Origin of the sequence: Flavobacterium sp., from assembly GCF_031381455.1 — a bacterium.
Lineage (GTDB): Bacteria > Bacteroidota > Bacteroidia > Flavobacteriales > Flavobacteriaceae > Flavobacterium.
On sequence record NZ_JANMXZ010000008.1, the window covers coordinates 244,870 to 264,672 of the forward strand.

The 19,803-nt window shown below is 36.0% G+C and carries 11 protein-coding genes; 8 read left to right on the forward strand and 3 right to left on the reverse strand.

All coding sequences use genetic code 11. The annotated features are described in order from the left end of the window. Nucleotides 1-59 precede the first annotated feature (59 nt). Nucleotides 60-2,675: a DNA gyrase subunit A gene (gene gyrA / locus RMN97_RS02785; protein ID WP_309613005.1), complete on the reverse strand. Its 2,616-nt coding sequence runs from the start codon at nt 2,673-2,675 to the stop codon at nt 60-62. Between the two features lie 263 nt (nt 2,676-2,938). Here gyrA and RMN97_RS02790 point away from each other — a divergent pair, with 263 nt between their 5' ends. From RMN97_RS02790 to RMN97_RS02805, 4 genes are all read left to right on the forward strand, one after another. After that, the gene (locus RMN97_RS02790) at nt 2,939-5,482 is read left to right on the forward strand and encodes an ATP-dependent Clp protease ATP-binding subunit (RefSeq protein ID WP_309613006.1); all 2,544 of its coding nucleotides are present in this window, start codon (nt 2,939-2,941) and stop codon (nt 5,480-5,482) included. Nucleotides 5,483-5,731: 249 nt separating this feature from the next. Beyond that, nucleotides 5,732-6,247 carry a YetF domain-containing protein gene (locus tag RMN97_RS02795; protein WP_309613007.1) on the forward strand — a complete coding sequence of 172 codons (516 nt, stop codon included), beginning with the start codon at nt 5,732-5,734 and terminating at the stop codon, nt 6,245-6,247. A 4-nt stretch (nt 6,248-6,251) separates the two neighbouring features. After that, complete coding sequence (locus tag RMN97_RS02800) at nt 6,252-6,833, forward strand: TMEM175 family protein (protein ID WP_309613008.1); 582 nt, start codon at nt 6,252-6,254, stop codon at nt 6,831-6,833. Nucleotides 6,834-6,980: 147 nt separating this feature from the next. Beyond that, nucleotides 6,981-7,346 (forward strand): DUF1304 domain-containing protein, encoded by a 366-nt coding sequence (locus RMN97_RS02805; protein ID WP_309613009.1) that lies wholly within the window; start codon nt 6,981-6,983, stop codon nt 7,344-7,346. On the opposite strand, the gene hutH is transcribed toward RMN97_RS02805, so the two are convergent. Both hutH and RMN97_RS02815 read right to left on the reverse strand, forming a co-directional pair. Beyond that, on the reverse strand, nt 7,343-8,845 hold the full coding sequence (gene hutH / locus RMN97_RS02810; RefSeq protein ID WP_309613010.1) for a histidine ammonia-lyase: 1,503 nt from the start codon (nt 8,843-8,845) through the stop codon (nt 7,343-7,345). The genes RMN97_RS02805 and hutH overlap by 4 nt on opposite strands. Before the next feature lie 184 nt (nt 8,846-9,029). Beyond that, complete coding sequence (locus RMN97_RS02815) at nt 9,030-9,179, reverse strand: hypothetical protein (RefSeq protein ID WP_309613011.1); 150 nt, start codon at nt 9,177-9,179, stop codon at nt 9,030-9,032. 201 nt (nt 9,180-9,380) lie between these two features. Between RMN97_RS02815 and thrA the strand changes: the two genes are divergently transcribed. The 4 genes from thrA to RMN97_RS02835 all read left to right on the forward strand — a co-directional run bounded on the left by thrA (nt 9,381) and on the right by RMN97_RS02835 (nt 19,581). Next, complete coding sequence (gene thrA, locus RMN97_RS02820) at nt 9,381-11,828, forward strand: bifunctional aspartate kinase/homoserine dehydrogenase I (protein WP_309613012.1); 2,448 nt, start codon at nt 9,381-9,383, stop codon at nt 11,826-11,828. Nucleotides 11,829-11,910: 82 nt separating this feature from the next. Beyond that, nucleotides 11,911-12,831 carry a homoserine kinase gene (locus RMN97_RS02825; protein WP_309613013.1) on the forward strand — a complete coding sequence of 307 codons (921 nt, stop codon included), beginning with the start codon at nt 11,911-11,913 and terminating at the stop codon, nt 12,829-12,831. A gap of 69 nt (nt 12,832-12,900) precedes the next feature. Continuing rightward, on the forward strand, nt 12,901-14,187 hold the full coding sequence (gene thrC, locus RMN97_RS02830; protein WP_309613014.1) for a threonine synthase: 1,287 nt from the start codon (nt 12,901-12,903) through the stop codon (nt 14,185-14,187). 213 nt (nt 14,188-14,400) lie between these two features. Next, the gene (locus tag RMN97_RS02835) at nt 14,401-19,581 is read left to right on the forward strand and encodes a reprolysin-like metallopeptidase (RefSeq protein WP_309613015.1); all 5,181 of its coding nucleotides are present in this window, start codon (nt 14,401-14,403) and stop codon (nt 19,579-19,581) included. The last annotated feature ends 222 nt before the right edge of the window (nt 19,582-19,803 follow it).

Sequence of the window (19,803 nt, forward strand, 5' to 3'; positions counted from 1 at the left end):
ATTTTTAATTTATAAATAAAATCACCAATTAAAATAGGCTAATTGGTGATTTGTAGTTTCTATTCATCATCCTCAGAATCGTCTTCAGCATCATCGTCTTCGACGATATCGTCATCATCTTCGTCGTCGTCTTCAATTGAACCATCATCTTCAAGAACTTCTAAAACGGGTTTCACTCTTTCGATGGCTTCTACTTCGATTACGTTTCCGTCTTCATCAACTTCCGGCTCTGAAACATCATCTTTCATCACTTTAGTAACAGCTGCTATAGAATCGTTTCCTTTGATATTGATAAGTTTCACACCTTGTGTTGCTCTTCCCATTACTCTCAAATCTTCTACTGCCATTCTGATAGTCAATCCTGATTTGTTGATAATCATCAAATCATCCGCATCTGTAACCGAATTGATAGAAATCAGTTTACCTGTTTTCTCCGTGATATTTAATGTTTTTACACCTTTTCCACCACGGTTTGTAATTCTGTATTCATCAAGTGAAGAACGTTTTCCGTAACCGTTTTCAGCGACTACAAGAATTTCACTCTCCATGTCGTTTACAGTAACCATGCCAATTACCTCATCTGTTGCGTCTTTCAGCGTAATTCCACGTACACCAGAAGCTGTTCTTCCCATTGGACGCGTTTTGGTTTCTTCGAAACGAACCAGTTTTCCTGATTTGACAGCCAAGATAATCTGACTTTCACCATTTGTTAATTGAGCTCCTAATAATTCATCCCCATCCTTTATCGTAATGGCAGCAACGCCATTAATCCTTGGTTTAGAATATTTGTCTAAAGATGTTTTCTTAACCTGACCTTTTTTGGTAACCATAATTAGGTTGTGGCTAGTGGTATATTCTTTATCTTTTAAATCTTGGGTACAGATAAATGCTTTCACCTTGTCATCCGATTCAATATTGATAAGGTTTTGCAATGCTCTTCCTTTGGCAGTTTTGCTTCCTTCCGGAATTTCATACACACGCATCCAGAAACATTTTCCTTTTTGCGTAAAGAACATCATATATTGGTGATTGGTGGCAACATACATATGCTCTAAGAAATCCTGATCTCTTGTTCCAGCACTTTTTTGTCCAACGCCACCTCTATTCTGCGTTTTGTATTCGGTAAGGTTGGTACGTTTGATATAACCTGCGTGTGAAATGGTGATTACAACATTTTCATCGGCAATCAAATCTTCGATACTTACATCACCACCAGAATATTCAATAAGCGAACGACGAGCGTCACCATATTTATCTCTAATTTCGATTAATTCTTCTTTGATCAATTCCATTCTCAATTCTTTGCTTGCCAATAAATCTCTCAAGCGTTGAATTAATTTCATGATTTCTTCATATTCTGCTCTTAACTTGTCTTGTTCAAGACCTGTTAACTGACGCAAACGCATTTCAACAATCGCACGAGCTTGAATGTCTGACAAACTGAATCTTTCAATCAATTTACCTCTTGCTTCATCACCATCTTTTGAAGAACGAATCAATGCAATTACTTCGTCGATATTATCTGAAGCAATGATTAAACCTTCTAAAATATGTGCTCTTTCTTCCGCCTTACGCAATTCGAATTGTGTTCTTCTAACTACAACATCATGACGATGTTCAACAAAATAATGAATCAAATCTTTTACATTCAACATTTGCGGTCTTCCTTTTACCAACGCAATATTGTTTACACTGAAAGAAGATTGAAGCTGAGTGAATTTATATAACGTATTCAAAACCACATTCGGAACAGCATCACGTTTCAATTCATAAACGATACGCATTCCATTTCTATCCGATTCGTCACGGATGTTTGAAATACCTTCAATCTTTTTATCGTTAATCAAATCGGCAGTTTTCTTAATCATGTCTGCCTTATTAACCTGATATGGAATTTCAGAAACAATGATCGCTTCTCTTCCGTTTGATTCTTCAAAACTTATTTTAGCACGAATAACGATTCTTCCTCTTCCTGTTTTGAATGCTTCACGAACGCCTTCCATTCCGTAGATTGTTCCTCCGGTTGGAAAATCCGGTGCTTTGATGTGCGTAATTAACTCGTCAATTTCAATATCGTTGTTATCAATGTAAGCTAATGTTCCATCAATAACTTCTGTTAGGTTGTGTGGCGCCATATTAGTAGCCATACCAACTGCAATTCCCGATGCTCCGTTAATTAATAAATTTGGAACACGTGTTGGCATAACTGTTGGCTCATACAACGTATCGTCAAAGTTTAATTGAAAGTCAACTGTTTCCTTGTCGATATCTGCCATAATGTCTTCCGACATTTTTTTCATTCTGGCTTCAGTATAACGCATCGCAGCCGGGCTATCACCATCAACAGAACCAAAGTTACCCTGGCCATCAACCAATAAATATCGTAAACTCCATTCCTGAGCCATACGAACCATGGCATCATAAACCGAAGTATCTCCGTGTGGGTGATATTTTCCTAAAACTTCTCCAACAATTCTTGCGGATTTTTTGTGAGCTCTATTTGAAAAAACTCCTAAATCATACATTCCGTATAACACTCTTCTGTGCACTGGCTTTAAACCGTCGCGCACGTCTGGCAATGCTCTTGAGACAATAACCGACATCGAATAATCGATGTAAGCTGATTTCATTTCATCTTCGATGTTAATCGGAATTAACCTTTCTCCGTCAGACATATTCTATAAATTATTTAATAAAAATTACTTTAAATTCCAAACGTGCTAATATAGAATATTTAAAAATTTTAGCACCTATTTTTGCCCATAAATTTCAATGATTTATTAACAAAATAGGTGTTGTTTTTGGTTAATAAATTACTTGTGCACCTACTTTTATTATTGGCATTTTTTTTGTCAATTAGCTGACAGTAGATTTAGTCGGAATAGTTTTTGTTAGAATGATTCTGAATAACTAAATTTACATCACCAATTCTACATTTATGGATGATAATTTTTCACCTAGAGTTAAAGACGTAATCACCTACAGCAAAGAAGAAGCTTTGCGCTTAGGTCATGACTTTATTGGGACAGAGCATTTAATGCTTGGTATTTTAAGAGACGGAAATGGTAAAGCAATTACTATTCTCAATAATCTTTCTATTGATTTGGAACATTTGCGAAAGAAGGTTGAAGTACTCAGCCCGGCAAATCCAAATGTGGAAATCAGTAACGAAAAGAAAAATCTACACTTGACTCGTCAAGCGGAACGTGCATTGAAAACTACTTTTCTCGAAGCTAAAGTTTTTCAAAGTACGTCTATCAGTACGGCACATCTATTATTGTGTATTTTAAGAAATGAGAATGATCCAACAACCAAACTACTGCATCGTCTGAAAATAGACTATAACGTAGTTAAAGAACAGTATTTAAATATGACACCAAGCGAAGAAGATTTTAATGATAATTTGCCAACAAACGAATCATATAATGATGACTCAGGACAAGATGACAGTTTGAAAGAAGGCAATTTTAACAATCCGGCAAATAAGACTAATAAAAAATCTAAAACGCCTGTTTTGGATAATTTTGGTCGTGATTTAACCGAGATGGCCGAAGAAGGAAAACTCGACCCAGTTGTTGGTCGTGAAAAAGAAATTGAAAGAGTTTCTCAAATCCTTAGCCGAAGAAAGAAAAATAATCCGTTACTAATTGGTGAACCTGGTGTTGGTAAATCTGCCATTGCCGAAGGTTTAGCCTTGCGAATTATTCAGAAGAAAGTATCGCGAATTCTTTTCGGAAAAAGAGTTGTTACGCTTGATTTAGCATCTTTAGTTGCCGGAACAAAATACCGTGGACAATTCGAAGAAAGAATGAAAGCCGTGATGAATGAGTTGGAGAAAAATGACGATATCATTCTTTTCATTGACGAAATTCACACTATCGTTGGTGCTGGTGGCGCAACAGGTTCACTTGATGCTTCCAATATGTTTAAACCAGCATTGGCAAGAGGCGAAATACAATGTATTGGTGCCACTACACTTGATGAATACAGACAATATATCGAGAAAGATGGCGCGTTGGAAAGACGTTTCCAAAAAGTAATCGTAGAACCAACCTCAGTTGAAGAAACCATTACGATTTTGAATAACATCAAAAACAAATACGAAGATCACCATAGCGTTACCTATACAGACGAAGCGATTGAAGCCTGCGTTAAATTGACAAACAGATATATGTCAGAGCGTTTTCTTCCAGACAAAGCAATTGATGCATTGGATGAAGCGGGTTCAAGAGTTCACATTACTAATATTGATGTTCCAAAACAAATTCTGGAGTTAGAACGTCAATTGGAAGAAGTACGTGACTTGAAAAATTCGGTTGTTAAGAAACAGAAATATGAAGAAGCAGCCAAACTTCGTGATGATGAAAAACGTTTAGAAAAAGACTTAGCTATTGCTCAAGAACAATGGGAAGAAGATTCTAAAAGCAATCGTATTCTGGTTACCGAAGATAACGTTGCCGATGTCGTATCGATGATGACCGGAATTCCTGTTAATCGTATTGCTCAAACAGAAAGCAACAAACTAGCACATCTTCCTGATTTAATAAAAGGAAAAGTAATTGGACAGGACGAAGCTGTTTTGAAAATCTCTCGTTCTATTCAAAGAAATCGTGCCGGTTTGAAAGATCCAAATCGCCCTATTGGTTCGTTTATTTTCTTAGGACAAACCGGTGTTGGTAAAACACAGTTAGCTAAAGTTTTAGCCAAAGAATTATTCGATTCTGAAGATGCTTTGATTAGAATTGACATGAGCGAGTACATGGAGAAATTTGCCATTTCTAGATTAATCGGTGCACCTCCGGGTTATGTTGGTTATGAAGAAGGTGGACAATTAACTGAAAAAGTTAGAAGAAAACCTTATTGTGTTGTGCTTTTGGACGAAATTGAAAAAGCACATCCCGATGTTTTCAATATGATGTTACAAGTATTAGATGACGGTTATTTGACGGATAGTTTAGGCCGTAAAATCGACTTCAAAAATACGATCATTATTATGACTTCTAATGTTGGAGCACGTCAATTGAAAGATTTTGGACAAGGTGTTGGATTTGGAACAGCTGCAAAAATTGCCCAAGCCGATGACAATTCGAAAAGTGTTATCGAAAATGCTTTGAAGAAAACTTTTGCTCCTGAATTCTTAAACAGAATTGATGATGTAATTGTCTTTAATCCATTAGAAAAACACGATATCGATTTGATTATCGAAATCGAATTAAAGAAACTATTTGGAAGAATTTCTGAATTAGGATACACTCTAAATCTTTCAGACAAAGCCAAAGCGTTTATTGCCGAAAAAGGTTTTGATAAACAATTTGGTGCGCGTCCGCTTAAAAGAGCAATTCAGAAATATGTTGAAGATGCTTTAGCTGAGGAAATAATCACCTCCAAAATTGCTGTCGGAGATATCATTTTCATGGATTTAGACGAAGCTACGCAAGAGTTGACAGTCGCTATCCAGAAAGCAAAAAAATCCACGAGTTAAGAAATAATAAAGTAACTTTAAGCCACGAATTAAATTCGTGGCTTTTTAATTTTATAACTTTATCATGGACAAAAAATTTATTCCTTCCCTAATTATCTTTTTTAAAGGATTTGTTATCACCGCGCTCGGAATAGTATTTCACTTTATGAACACCGGAACATCAATTCCATTAATTGTAATTGGATTGACAGTCATTTTCGTTTCATTTATCGTACTGCTGATAATGCATTTAATAGAATCTAAAAAGAAATGAATCCTTATCTTGACATAGTTCTTAGAAGTATTGCCGTTTATCTTTTTATGGTGATTGCTTTGCGAATTTTTGGTAAAAAGGAATTATCCCAACTCAACACAGCCGATGTTATATTGATTTTACTGATTAGTAACTCGGTACAAAATGCCATGGTCGGAAGTAATTCATCACTTGCAGGTGGATTAGTAGCCGCTTTGGTTTTGTTTACTTTCAATTATATTTTGAAAAAAGCAATGTACAAATCAAAAACCTTTAACGATTTAGTACAAGACACACCTTTGATTCTGATTCACGATGGCAAAGTTGATTTCAAAGCTTTAGCCAAATTGGAAATATCATCCGATGAATTAGATGAAGTAATTCGGGAACATGGCGTGGAAAACTATAAAGAAGTGAAACTCGCCATGATGGAAATCGATGGGAATATAAGCATTATTTCGGGAGACAAAAATCTGAAACAAACACATCACAAACGAAAAATTCATAAAACATTGGGAAGCGTAAACAAATAACATCATGAATAAAAACAGACTCGAAGCCTTTAGCGACGGCGTTTTAGCTATCATTATTACCATTATGGTTTTGGAATTCAAACTTCCCGAAGGATCAAATTATGATGATTTAGAACCTTTACTTCCAAAGTTTTTTAGCTATGTATTGAGTTTTATTTATGTTGGTATTTACTGGAACAATCACCATCATATGATGCATACGGTAAAACAGGTGAATGGCAAAATTCTTTGGGCGAATCTGCATCTGTTGTTTTGGCTGTCGTTGATTCCATTTGCAACAGCCTGGAACGGTGAAAATCACTTCGCTCCTTTTCCAATGATGTTGTATGGCATAATCTTGTTAATGAATGGAATTGCGTATTTCATTTTGCAACAATTAATTTTAAAAGAACACGGCAAGGATTCTTTATTGTCTAAAGCAATTGGTAGCGATTTCAAAGGAAAATCGTCACCGGTCTTATATACAATAGCAATTTTGTTTGCTAATTTTTACCCAATAGTTTCTGGCGGAATATACATCTTGGTTGCCCTGATGTGGCTCGTGCCAGATAAAAGAATTGAAAGGATTTTTAACGAAAATCAATAGCTCTGTGAATCTCTGTGTAACAAAAAATATTTCAAAGAGATGCATAAAGAAAAATAAAGATGCACTGAGAATTATAACAGAATGGCACTCAGTGAATCTCAAAAAAAACTCCGTGAATCTCTGTGTAACAACCTTAAACCAAAAATTATGAACATCCTATCACAACTCATTGTCGGATTTATTGCACTTTTGCACATTTACATTCTTTGGCTCGAAATGTTCGCGTGGACAACTCGCGGAAGAAAAGTTTTTAAAACCATACCCGAAGACCAATTTGAAAAAACCAAAGTCATGGCAGCAAACCAAGGTTTATACAACGGCTTCCTTGCTGCTGGATTGATCTGGTCGCTTTGTATTACAGACATTGACTGGAGTAAAAACATCGCCATCTTCTTCCTTTCCTGCGTTTTTGTTGCCGGAATTTATGGTGCGATGACCGCTTCTAAAAGAATATTCTTTGTACAGGCAGTTCCTGCTATTTTAGGATTGTTGAGTTTTATGTTACAAATTTAATCCTCCAACTCCACCATAAAACTATTTAAAAACGCCACCGAATTTTCAATATCATAATGCAGAATTCTGTCTTCTTTTACAAGCGGCACATCAGCTCTGAATGATTTTAGGAACATTTCTATAAACTCACTTGACTGCAATGGCCGTCTGAATTCTATCGCTTGCGAAGCATTCATCAATTCTATCGCCAGAATCCGTTCCAGATTTTCCATAACCTTTAAGCATTTTGTAGCAGCATTTGCTCCCATGCTTACGTGATCTTCTTGTCCGTTACTCGAAACTATGCTATCAACACTAGCCGGAGTTGCCAATTGCTTGTTTTGGCTGGCAATGCTAGCGGCTGTATATTGCGGAATCATAAATCCTGAATTCAATCCCGGATTGTCAATCAAAAAAGCTGGTAAACCACGTAATCCTGAAATCAGTTGATAGGTTCTTCTTTCGGATATACTTCCTAATTCGGATAATGCAATCGCCAGAAAATCTAAAGCTAATGCTAATGGTTGTCCGTGGAAATTACCTCCCGAAATAATGACATCTTCTCCAATAAAAATATTTGGATTATCAGTAACCGAATTGATTTCGGTCTTGAAAACTTTTTTTACATAATCAATTGTATCCTTTGAAGCGCCATGCACTTGTGGAATGCAACGAAAAGAATATGGGTCTTGAACATGTTTTTTGTGTTGCGAAATAATTTGACTGTCTTGCAATAATTGTCTCATTCGTCTTGCCGTTACTATCTGTCCTTTGTGCGGACGAATCAAATGGATTAGTTCATCAAACGGTTCAATTCTGCCATCAAATCCTTCTAATGAAATAGCCGAAATCACATCCGCAAAATAAGCGTATTTCATGGCTTTCAGGAGAATATAACTTCCGTAAGCACTCATGAATTGCGTTCCATTCAGCAATGCCAAACCTTCTTTAGATTGCAACACGATTGGCTGCCAGTTAAACTTTTTCAACACTTCGGAAGCATGTACTTTTTCACCTTCAAAATTCACTTCGCCTTCGCCTAATAATGGTAATGACAGATGTGCTAATGGTGCTAAATCGCCACTCGCTCCAAGCGAACCTTGTGTATAAATTATGGGAAGAATATCGTTATTGTAAAAATCAATCAAACGCTCTACAGTTACCAATTGCACGCCAGAATGTCCATAACTTAAAGACTGAATTTTAAGCAACAACATTATCTTTACAATTTCAGTTGGCACTTCATCTCCAGTACCACATGCATGCGATTTTACTAGATTTTCCTGCAGTTGAGATAAATCCTCATTCGAAATTTTCACATTGTACAACGAACCAAAACCCGTATTAATACCATAAATCGGTTTGTCATGTTTTGCCATTTTTTTGTCTAAATATTCCCTACACTTTTGAATATTTATTCTGGCTTCTTCAGAAAGAGAAAGTGATTTATGTTGAGAGATGATTTCTTGTAAAGTCTCTAAAGTCAATACTTCCGAACTGATGTAATGTGTGTTTTCCATTTTTAGGGTGCAAATTGTCCCCAAAATTCAATAAACATACGTTAAAAAACAAGTTTTGTTCATAGTATTTTATTGAGAATTTAATAATGAAAGCATGTCTAAACTGGAAAAAAGTATATTTTTTTTGACTACTATCCATATTACTACGATTTTGATAAAAATGGTGCTAAAACTTTTTTCCTATTCAAAAAGTAGTATTTTTGAAAAACATGTGGAACAAAAAAAACATATTTACTTCAGCATCAGCAGCTAATTTATTGGCTCTAACTACTGTTGCTACCACATCAACTACAACCCCGTTTGGGGTATAATCTTTAATATAATCATAATGCATGGGCTTTCGATAGAGAGTAACTAAGTTATGCAAATCACAAATGAATAAAATACAAATAGCAAATAAAACACAAAAGAACAATTTACAAAATCCAAATGTTAGCAAATAATGCGCATCTTTTTTAACTTTTAGAGTTTGAAATTTAATTGGAATTTGGAATTTATCCCGATACTTCGGGATTGGAATTTAAAACAAAAAATCATGATAGTATTAAAATTTGGCGGAACTTCGGTAGCCAATGCAGAAAATATTTCAAAAACAATAGCCATTGTAACCAATAAAAGTAAAGAAGACAAACTAGCCGTTGTGGTTTCTGCTTTCAGTGGCGTAACCGATATGTTAATCTTAGCTGGAAAAACAGCGTCAGCAAAAGACAAAAATTACAAAGACATTGTTAGCCAAATAGAGAAAAAACACAAAGATGCTATCGACGAGTTAATTCCGTTGAGCGAACAAAGCAATCTTATTGAAACCATTAATGGTCATATCAATCACTTAAAAACTTTATTAGATGGTTGTTATCTTTTGGGCGAATTATCTAATAGAACCGCTGATATTGTGGCTGGCTTTGGAGAATTGTTATCATCTCAAATCATTGCCGTAGCGCTAAAACAAAAAGTAAGCAATTCCGCTTTCAAAGACAGTCGTGAACTAATCAAAACCGATTCGAACTTCGGAAAAGCAGCCGTTGATTTTGGCGTAACCAATAAATTGATTGCCGATTATTTTAAATCCAATACCAATCAGGTCGTGTTATTTCCCGGTTTTATTGCTTCTTCAATTGATGGCAATACAACAACATTGGGTCGTGGTGGTTCTGATTATACTGCGGCAATTATAGCAGCAGCTGTAAAAGCGGACGTTTTAGAAATTTGGACCGATGTAAACGGTATGTTTACTGCCAATCCAAAAATTGTAAAACAAGCACAGCCGATAGAAACTATTTCCTATCAGGAAGCGATGGAATTGTCGCATTTTGGTGCCAAAGTATTGTATCCGCCAACGATACAACCCGTATTGAAAGACAGCATTCCTATTTTTATCAAAAATACTTTTGAACCTGAAATTTACGGAACACTAATTTCTGATACTCCAAAGGCTACTGCAAATCCTATCAAAGGGATTTCGCATATAGATAACATTGCATTGCTGACACTCGAAGGTTCAGGAATGATTGGTGTTGCCGGTTCTTCAAAGCGTTTATTCGAAGTGCTTTCGCAGCATAACATCAACGTGATTTTTATTACTCAGGCTTCTTCAGAACACTCTATTTGTATTGGTATTCTAAATGCTGATGCTGATAGAGCCAAATTCGCTATCGATAAAACTTTTGAAATTGAGATTGCACAAAACAGAGTTGACCCAACCATAGTGGAAAAAGACTTATGCATCGTGGCTTTAGTAGGTGAAAGCATGAAAAATCATCAGGGAATTAGCGGTAAAATGTTTAGCACTTTAGGGAAAAACAATGTGAACATTCGAGCGATTGCACAAGGAGCATCTGAAAGAAATATCTCCGTTGTGATTAATGAAAAAGATGTCAAAAAAGCATTGAATACATTGCACGAGCGTTTCTTTGAGGACAATACAAAGCAGTTAAACTTATTCGTAATGGGCGTTGGAAATGTAGGCGAGAAATTCATTGACCAAATTGCACAACAAAAGAAATTCTTAAAAGAAAATCTGAAAATCAATTTGCGTGTTATTGCGATGTCAAACTCAAGAACAATGGTTTTTGATGAAGAAGGAATCAACCTGAAAGACTGGAAAACGGCGCTTGCAGCAGGTGAAAAAGCAAATGTAGAAAGCTTTATTGCTAAAGTAAAAGACGTCAACTTACGCAACAGCATCTTCGTTGATATAACCGCAAATTATGATATTGCAGGCATTTACGACAAGTTCTTAAGTGAGAATATTGCTGTAGTTACCTGCAACAAAATTGCCTGCTCATCGGAATATAACAATTACAAAAACCTTAAAAATCTATCCCGAAAATACAATGCTCCGTTCTTATTCGAAACGAATGTTGGAGCCGGATTACCAATCATTGACACGCTAAAACATTTGATTGCTTCGGGAGACAAAGTGAATAAAATCCAAGCGGTTTTATCAGGAAGTTTGAACTTTATTTTTAATAATTTCAGTGATAAATATAATTTTCATGATGTTGTTAAAGAAGCAGGTGTTCAAGGATTTACAGAACCTGACCCAAAAATTGATTTAAGCGGAGTTGATGTGGCAAGAAAGATATTAATCCTTATCCGCGAAAGCGGTTATAAAATGGATATTGAAGAAATCGAGAACAATTGTTTCTTGCCACAAGAATGTATGGACACAACCAACAACGAAGATTTCTTTAAATCATTAACGAAGCATGATGCGCATTTCAATAAACTTTTGGCTGAAGCCAAATCGAAAGACAGTCGTATTAAATTTGTCGCTAAATTTGATAACGGAAAAGCATCAGTAGGTTTACAATTCATTCCAAAAGAAAGCCCGTTTTATAACCTTGAAGGAAAAGATAATATAGTCGAATTCTACACTGACCGTTATGTGGACCAGCCTTTAATCATCAAAGGTGCCGGTGCCGGAGCTGCAGTTACAGCTTCTGGTATTTTTGCTGATGTAATTAGAATTGGAAATGTTTAATTAAATTACTGAGAAACTGAGTGCCTGAGTAGCTAAGAAAAACTCAGTAACTTAGCGACTCAGCAACTCACCAACTGTAAAAATGAACGAAATCAAAATATTCTGCCCTGCCACTATCGCCAATCTCAATTGCGGATTCGATGTTATGGGATTGTGTCTCGAAGGTATTGGTGACGAAATGATTATTCGAAAAGTCGCTGAAAAAGGCATCAGAATAACCAAAATTACCGGAGCCGATTTGCCTTTGAAAACAGAAAAAAATGTAGCCGGCGTAGCCGCTTTAGCATTATTGAATGCCATACAATCCGACTTTGGTTTTGAAATTGAAATCCATAAAAAAATAAAAGCAGGAAGCGGCATTGGAAGTTCTTCTGCCAGTGCGGCCGGAGCGGTTTTTGGCATCAACGAACTTTTGGGAAAACCATTTACTAAACACGAGTTAGTTGACTTTGCCATGAAAGGCGAAGTGGTTGCCAGTGGTAGCGAACATGCTGACAACGTTGCTCCTTGCCTACTCGGCGGATTTACATTGGTTCGCGGATACAATCCATTAGATGTGATAAAAATTGAAAGTCCAAGTGAATTATTTGCCGTGGTATTACATCCACATATCGAAGTGAAGACTTCGGATTCACGAGCGGTTTTATCACCAACTGTTTCCTTGAAAAATGCTATCACACAATGGGGAAACCTTGGTGGATTGATTGCCGGTTTATATACCAAAGATTACGAGCTCATTGGTCGTTCGCTAAATGATGTCATCGTAGAACCTGCGAGAAAACATTTGATTACTAATTTTGAAAAAGTAAAAAATGCTGCGCTACAAAATGGTGCTTTAGGTTCCGGAATTTCCGGTGCCGGACCATCAATTTTTGCATTGTGTAAAGGAGAAACTATTGCCAATACTGTTGCCAAAAGCATGAGTGATGCCTACGCAGATAGCGGAATTGCATTTGACATTCACATTTCAAAAGTGAACGATGAAGGAACAAAAATAATTTAAAGTTTGAAGTACGAAGTACGAGGTACAAAAAGTATTTCGTACTTCCGACTTCGTAAATCGTACTTAACAATGAATTACTACAGTCTTAATAATAAATCCCATAAAGTAAGTTTCCAACAAGCCGTTGTTGCTGGTTTAGCACCTGATAGAGGTTTGTATTTCCCAGAAACTATTACTCCACTACCCGATTCTTTCTTTACCAATATTGAAAATTTGTCTCACGAAGAAATTGCATTTGAAGCCATTAAACAATTCGTCGGTGATGAAATTCCAGAAGCCGAACTCAAAAGAATAATTTCCGAAACGCTATGCTTTGATTTTCCTTGTGTTCCTGTAGAAGACAATGTGTTTTCATTAGAATTATTTCATGGCCCAACGATGGCTTTTAAGGATGTTGGGGCACGTTTCATGTCACGTTGTTTGGACTATTTCAATAGAGACAAAGATATTAAAAATACGGTTTTAGTAGCAACTTCCGGTGATACTGGTGGTGCTGTTGCCAGTGGTTTTTTGGGTGTTAAAGGCGTAGAAGTTATCATTCTCTATCCATCCGGAAAAGTGAGTGATATACAGGAAAGACAGTTGACAACTTTAGGTCAGAATATAAAAGCGCTTGAAGTAGATGGCGTTTTTGATGATTGTCAGGATATGGTCAAAAAAGCATTTCTTGATGACGGTTTGAAACACAAGAATCTTACTTCAGCAAACTCAATTAATATTGCGCGTTGGTTGCCGCAAATGTTTTATATTTTCTTTGCATACCAACAATTAAAGAAACACAACAAACCAATTATTCTGTCTTGTCCAAGTGGAAACTTTGGGAATATCTGCGCTGGTATCATGGCGAAACGATTAGGATTGCCTATAGCTCATTTTGTAGCTTCTACAAATGCAAACGATACCGTTCCAAGATTTTTAGAAAAAGGAAATTACGACCCAAAGCCATCTATCGCAACTATTTCCAATGCAATGGATGTGGGCAATCCGAGTAATTTCATCCGTATTCAGGAGTTATATCACAACAATTTATCCGAATTTTACAACGACTTTTCATCCTATTCGTATACTGATACTGAAACCGAAGCTGCCATAAAAGACATTTACAACCGAACAAAATACATAGCCGAACCTCACGGTGCTGTTGGTTATTTGGGATTGAAAAAAGAAATGGCAAAACAACCGGATAGCGTTGGGGTATTTTTAGAGACGGCTCATCCAATTAAATTCCTTGATACTGTTGAACCTTTATTGAATTTGAAATTACCAATTCCGACACAAATTGAAAGCGTGCTTAACAAAGACAAAGTGAGCATAAAGATTAAGACGTATGAAGAGTTTAAAACATTTTTAGACTGAACCTTTTAAATTTCTTTATTATCTTATTATTTTCATATTAAGAATTGTACTTTATATTTTTATTTATAAAAAATTACTTTTAACAATTTTTTTAAGAATAATACACCTTTTTAATTATAAAATTATGATATTTACGTATAATAGTAATTTTACTAAATAAACTTTTTATTTAGGTACAATTAGTTTCAATATTTTAATGAAATACTGTTAATTATGAAATACAGACTACTTATTATTATTTTGTTGGTATTTGAAAGTCTTTCTTTTGCTCAAAACAAAATTAATCTTTGGAATAATACTAACAAAAAAAACAACATGGTTGCACTTGATTCGAGAATGCAACTCCCTGAAAACAAACTTTTCAACTTAAACTTAGTAGGTTTAAAATCAAATTTGAAAAATGCGCCTTCGAGAACGGTGTACAAGAAACAATCTGGAACTGTATTATCCATTCCAAATGCAGATGGAGTATTAGAAAAATTTAGTATTTACGAAAATTCAATTATGGATCCAGCTTTAGCGGCAAGATATCCAGGAATTAAATCATATATCGGAATCGGAATTGACAATCCTTTGGCAACAGCATATTTCAGTGTTTCTCCGCTAGGTTTCAAATCTATGGTACTTTCTCCTGATAAATCTGCTGTTTTCATAGAACCAATTTCGGCTGATTTAGAAACATATACCGTATACAGAAAAGCTGACAAAGCACAATCACTTTCGCGTTTCGAATGCAGTGTTATTGATGAGGTTGCTCCACAAATTGATGCAAGTACTTTAAGACCAAACGCTGATGACGGTGTTTTGAGAACTTTTCGGTTGGCAATGTCTTGTACAGGAGAATATACAGCTTATTTTGGTGGCACAATAGCATTAGCATTGGCTGCTATAAATAGCTCCATTACTAGATGTAATGGTGTTTTCGAAAAAGATTTCGGGGTGCGATTAATTATTATTGCCAATACTGATTTGGTTATTTATACTGATGCTTCAACAGATCCCTATTCTCCTGCTGCAAACAAGTCGCAATGGAACGCCCAATTACAATCAACTTTAACTTCCATTATTGGCGAGTCTAATTATGATATTGGGCATTTATTTGGTGCTACTGGTGGCGGAGGAAATGCTGGTTGTATAGGTTGTATTTGTGTTAACGGTTCAAAAGGAAGTGGAATAACATCTCCTGCTGATGGTATACCTACTGGAGATAATTTTGATATTGATTATGTAGCTCACGAAATTGGTCACCAAATGGGAGCAAATCATACGTTTTCTATGAATAATGAAGGAACAGGCGCAAATATGGAACCTGGTTCAGGTTCAACAATTATGGGCTATGCAGGTATAACAAGTCAAGATGTTCAGCCACATTCAGATGCTTATTTTCATGCCATTAGTATTCAACAGGTAACAAATAACATTAAAGCTAAAACTTGTTCGGTGAATATTGCAACAGGAAATGCTACACCAACGGCTAATGCAGGCTTAGACTATACCATTCCTAAAAGCACACCATTTATGCTTACAGGATCAGGATCAGATGCAAATGGAGATGTATTAACCTATAATTGGGAACAATTTGATAATGCTGCTTCTACTGAAACTGGGGCAAATTCTGTAGCAAGTGGTACAAGAACATCAGGTCCAACTTTTAGATCTTACAATTCTTCAACCTCTCCAATAAGATATTTTCCTAGAATGGCTTCAGTTTTAACTGGTGCCTTAACCACTTCGGGGACAGAAATATTAGTAGAAGCTTTACCGTCTGTTGCAAGAACAATGAATTTCAGACTAACTGTTCGCGATAATAAAGCTGATGGACCGGCAAACAATAGTGATGATATGATTGTCAATGTTAATGCAATAGCGGGACCATTTAGTGTTACATCACCAAATACCGCTGTTTCCTATGGTGTAGGTAGTTCGCAAGTTATAACATGGGATGTATCTGGAACAACGTCAAATGGCGTAAATTGTGCTAATGTTGATATTCTTTTATCTACAGATTCGGGTGCAACTTGGTCGACATTAATAGCGGCAACTCCAAATGATGGAACTCAAGCAGTTACTATCCCAAATACAATAGGAACTACAAATAGGATTATGGTAAAAGGAACCAATCATATTTTCTTTGATGTTTCTAATATTAACTTTAATATTATTAATACGACGCCTGCACCAACGATTTCCAGCATTAGTGCCACATCAGTTTGCATAGGGTCTACATTTACGATAACAGGAAATAACCTAACAACAACAAATGCAGTAACCATCAATGGAACTGCTGTCGCTTCCTATGTTGTAAATAGTAATAGTCAAATAACAGTGACGGCAGGTAATGGCACTTCAGGTACTGTAACTGTAAATACTGCTGGTGGTACAGCCACTTCTATTGCATCAATCAATATTTATCCATTACCAACTACTGCTTGGGCAACTAGTACTAGTAATGTTTGTCAAAGCACTACTGCAAAAACTGTAACATTGGCTTATACAGCTACTACTAATTTACCCACTACATATAGCATCACTTGGTCTGCTTGGCCTAACAATAGCTTTACAACAGTTACCAATCAAAGTTTTTCAGGTACAGAAGGTGGAGGAAATATTACCATTAATGTCCCTGCAAATGCAAATTTTGGTACATATACAGGAACAATTACAGTAGCTAACGGAAATGGATGTATTAGTTCTGCACTACAAACTTTTACAGTAATTGTAAATGCAACTCCAACAGGAGTTAGTGCAACAGCTTCACCTACTACCTTGTGTGCTGGTAACCCAATCAATATAAACTCTTCCTATAATGTTGCTTCTGTTACTGGAACCAGCACCACAATTAGTGCATTTAATGCTTTAAGGAATACCGGAACTAGTTATACTTCTATCTTTCCCGGAACTACAATAACTACATGGAGGAATTCAACCAGTACAGATGACAACCTGAGCAATAATCAGCCCATTGGTTTTAATTTTGTTTATAATGGCACGTCTTATAGCACCTTTAGGGTAAGTACTAATGGATTTGTCACTTTTGATAATGCTTCAACAGCAACTGGCTCTGGGGCTAGTCCTGCTGCCTATAGTTATACAAATAACTGGACTACTGCTGCTAGCGGTTTGATTGTTGCTCCAAATTGGGACGACCTTCGTACATCAGGAAATCTTGGAACGGTAGCTGATCTTAATAACAGTATTAATTATACTACTTCAGGAACCGCAGGCACCAGAATTTTGACAGTTGAGTGGAAAAACATGAAGGACTTTAGTACTTCTTCAGCCGCTTCATATAATTGGCAAATTAAGTTTTATGAATCAGATAACCATATTGAATTTGTATACGGAACAATGACTCAAACTGCTGCTTCTGTATCCTACAGTCTGGGATTAAGTGCTGCAACTGTTAGCACTACTCCTATATCCTCTCAATTACTCAGCCAAACAACAGCAAACACTGGCACTTTTGGTTTTACCAATCAAAACAGTCTTGCAACCATAACATCTAGTAATACAACAATTTCTTTTTATACTCCCCTCACCCCAGTTTATAGTTGGACAGGACCTAATTCATTTACAAGTTCTGAAGCTAATCCAATCATTACTTCTACTACTTCGTCTGCCTCTGGAACTTACAATTTAATAGTTTCTAATTCTGTAAATGGTTGCCAGTCGGCTCAGGTATCTAGTGCTAATGTCTCAGTTAACGAACGTCCGACAGCAGCTATCAATGGAACAGCAACTATTTGCAATGGAGGAAGTAGCACAATCAATATTTCAGTTACTGGTTCAGGAACTATAAGTGGTACATTATCACCGGGTGCAATTCCATTCAGCGGAACGGCTCCAACTATTAGTGTAAATGTTACACCTACATCAAATACTACCTATTCCGTTGCGACTTTATCAAATGCATCGTGTACTTCAATAGCAAGTGACTTAACAGGAACACGAATAATCAATGTAAATGCACGCCCGACAGCAACTATCACTGGAACAGCAACTATTTGCAATGGCGGAAGCAGTTCAATCAGTATTTCAGTTACTGGTTCAGGAACTATAAGTGGTACATTATCACCGGGTGCAATTCCATTCAGCGGAACGGCTCCAACTATTAATGTAAATGTTACACCTACATCAAATACAACCTATTCCGTTGCGACTTTATCAAACGCATCATGTATTTCAATAGCAAGTGACTTAACAGGAACCCGCATAATAAATGTTAATGCACGCCCGACATCAGCTATCAGTGGAACAGCAACTATTTGCAATGGCGGAAGTACTCCAATCAGTATTTCAGTTACTGGTTCAGGAACTATAAGTGGTACATTATCACCGGGTGCAATTCCATTCAGCGGAACGGCTCCAACTATTAGTGTAAATGTTACACCTACATCAAATACGACCTATTCAATTGCAACTTTATCAAATACATCTTGTACTTCGATAGCGAGTGACTTAACAGGAACCCGCATAATAAATGTAAATGCTATTACATCAGGAACAACTACTCAAACACAATGTGATGGTTCTTATTTATGGTCTGGTCCATTAGGAAACGGTCAAACTTATACCGCTTCAAACAGTACTGCTACATTCGTTTCCGGTTGTCATACACAAACGTTGAATTTGACAATTAACCAAAGTACAGCAAGTTCACAATCAGTTACAGCTTGTGATAGTTATACCTGGACAGCAAACGGAACAACGTATACTGCAAGTGGTACTTATGAAGTAACAGGGTTAAATGCTGCGGGATGTACCGATACTAAAACATTGATATTGACCATTAATACATGTCAGACAGTTTTAAATGTTAAGATGATGATTCAAGGTTATTATGCTGGTTCATCAACAATGACAGCGGCTAAATTTAATGAGTTGGCAACTACAACTGCTACAGATGTTGATGACATTACAGTTGAGCTAAGAAATTCAATTACTTATGCGGTAGTTGCTACTACCACCTCATTATTAAATACAAATGGTGATGCTCAAGCTATTTTTGCACCTGCTGTTGGAAATAGTTCATATTATATAGCTATTAAGCATAGAAATACACTTGAAACATGGAGTGCAAATCCTGTTTCATTTGGAGGTTCTCCAATAAGCTATGATTTCACAACATCTGCTAATAAAGCTTTTGGAGATAATATGGTTGAATTAGGTTCAGGCTTATTTGGATTCTATACAGGAGATATTAATCAAGACGGAAATGTTGACAATCTTGATTATTCAGACTGGGAGTTACAATCAATAGATTTTGAACCATCTACTTACTATCGTTCAGGAGATTTGAATGGAGATGGAAACGTTGATAACCTTGATTATTCAGTTTGGGAATTAACCGCAGGTGATATATCCCTTTATTCAAAAACACCAGAACATCCATAAATTTATTTTAAATAAAACGTTGGATAGAAATATTTTTTATTGCATATTTTTCATTTTAATTTAAAAAAAAAAGCATGTGATTAGAAAATAAATTCTATTTTATTTATAAAAATATACCTATTCAACTTATGAATGAGTAAGTTTTTTTATGGATTAATTGCATTTGTTTACTTAAGAATAAAACTCTTTTAAAAGGTTTTCCTATTTTTGTTCAAACCCTTA

Excerpts from the sequence above, each read along its gene's own strand:
- gyrA (WP_309613005.1), bottom strand. The coding sequence starts at position 2,675 with ATGTCTGACGGAGAAAGGTTAATTCCGATTAACATCGAAGATGAAATG.
- RMN97_RS02790 (WP_309613006.1), top strand. The coding sequence starts at position 2,939 with ATGGATGATAATTTTTCACCTAGAGTTAAAGACGTAATCACCTACAGC.
- RMN97_RS02795 (WP_309613007.1), top strand. The coding sequence starts at position 5,732 with ATGAATCCTTATCTTGACATAGTTCTTAGAAGTATTGCCGTTTATCTT.
- RMN97_RS02800 (WP_309613008.1), top strand. The coding sequence starts at position 6,252 with ATGAATAAAAACAGACTCGAAGCCTTTAGCGACGGCGTTTTAGCTATC.
- RMN97_RS02805 (WP_309613009.1), top strand. The coding sequence starts at position 6,981 with ATGAACATCCTATCACAACTCATTGTCGGATTTATTGCACTTTTGCAC.
- hutH (WP_309613010.1), bottom strand. The coding sequence starts at position 8,845 with ATGGAAAACACACATTACATCAGTTCGGAAGTATTGACTTTAGAGACT.
- RMN97_RS02815 (WP_309613011.1), bottom strand. The coding sequence starts at position 9,179 with ATGCATTATGATTATATTAAAGATTATACCCCAAACGGGGTTGTAGTT.
- thrA (WP_309613012.1), top strand. The coding sequence starts at position 9,381 with ATGATAGTATTAAAATTTGGCGGAACTTCGGTAGCCAATGCAGAAAAT.
- RMN97_RS02825 (WP_309613013.1), top strand. The coding sequence starts at position 11,911 with ATGAACGAAATCAAAATATTCTGCCCTGCCACTATCGCCAATCTCAAT.
- thrC (WP_309613014.1), top strand. The coding sequence starts at position 12,901 with ATGAATTACTACAGTCTTAATAATAAATCCCATAAAGTAAGTTTCCAA.
- RMN97_RS02835 (WP_309613015.1), top strand. The coding sequence starts at position 14,401 with ATGAAATACAGACTACTTATTATTATTTTGTTGGTATTTGAAAGTCTT.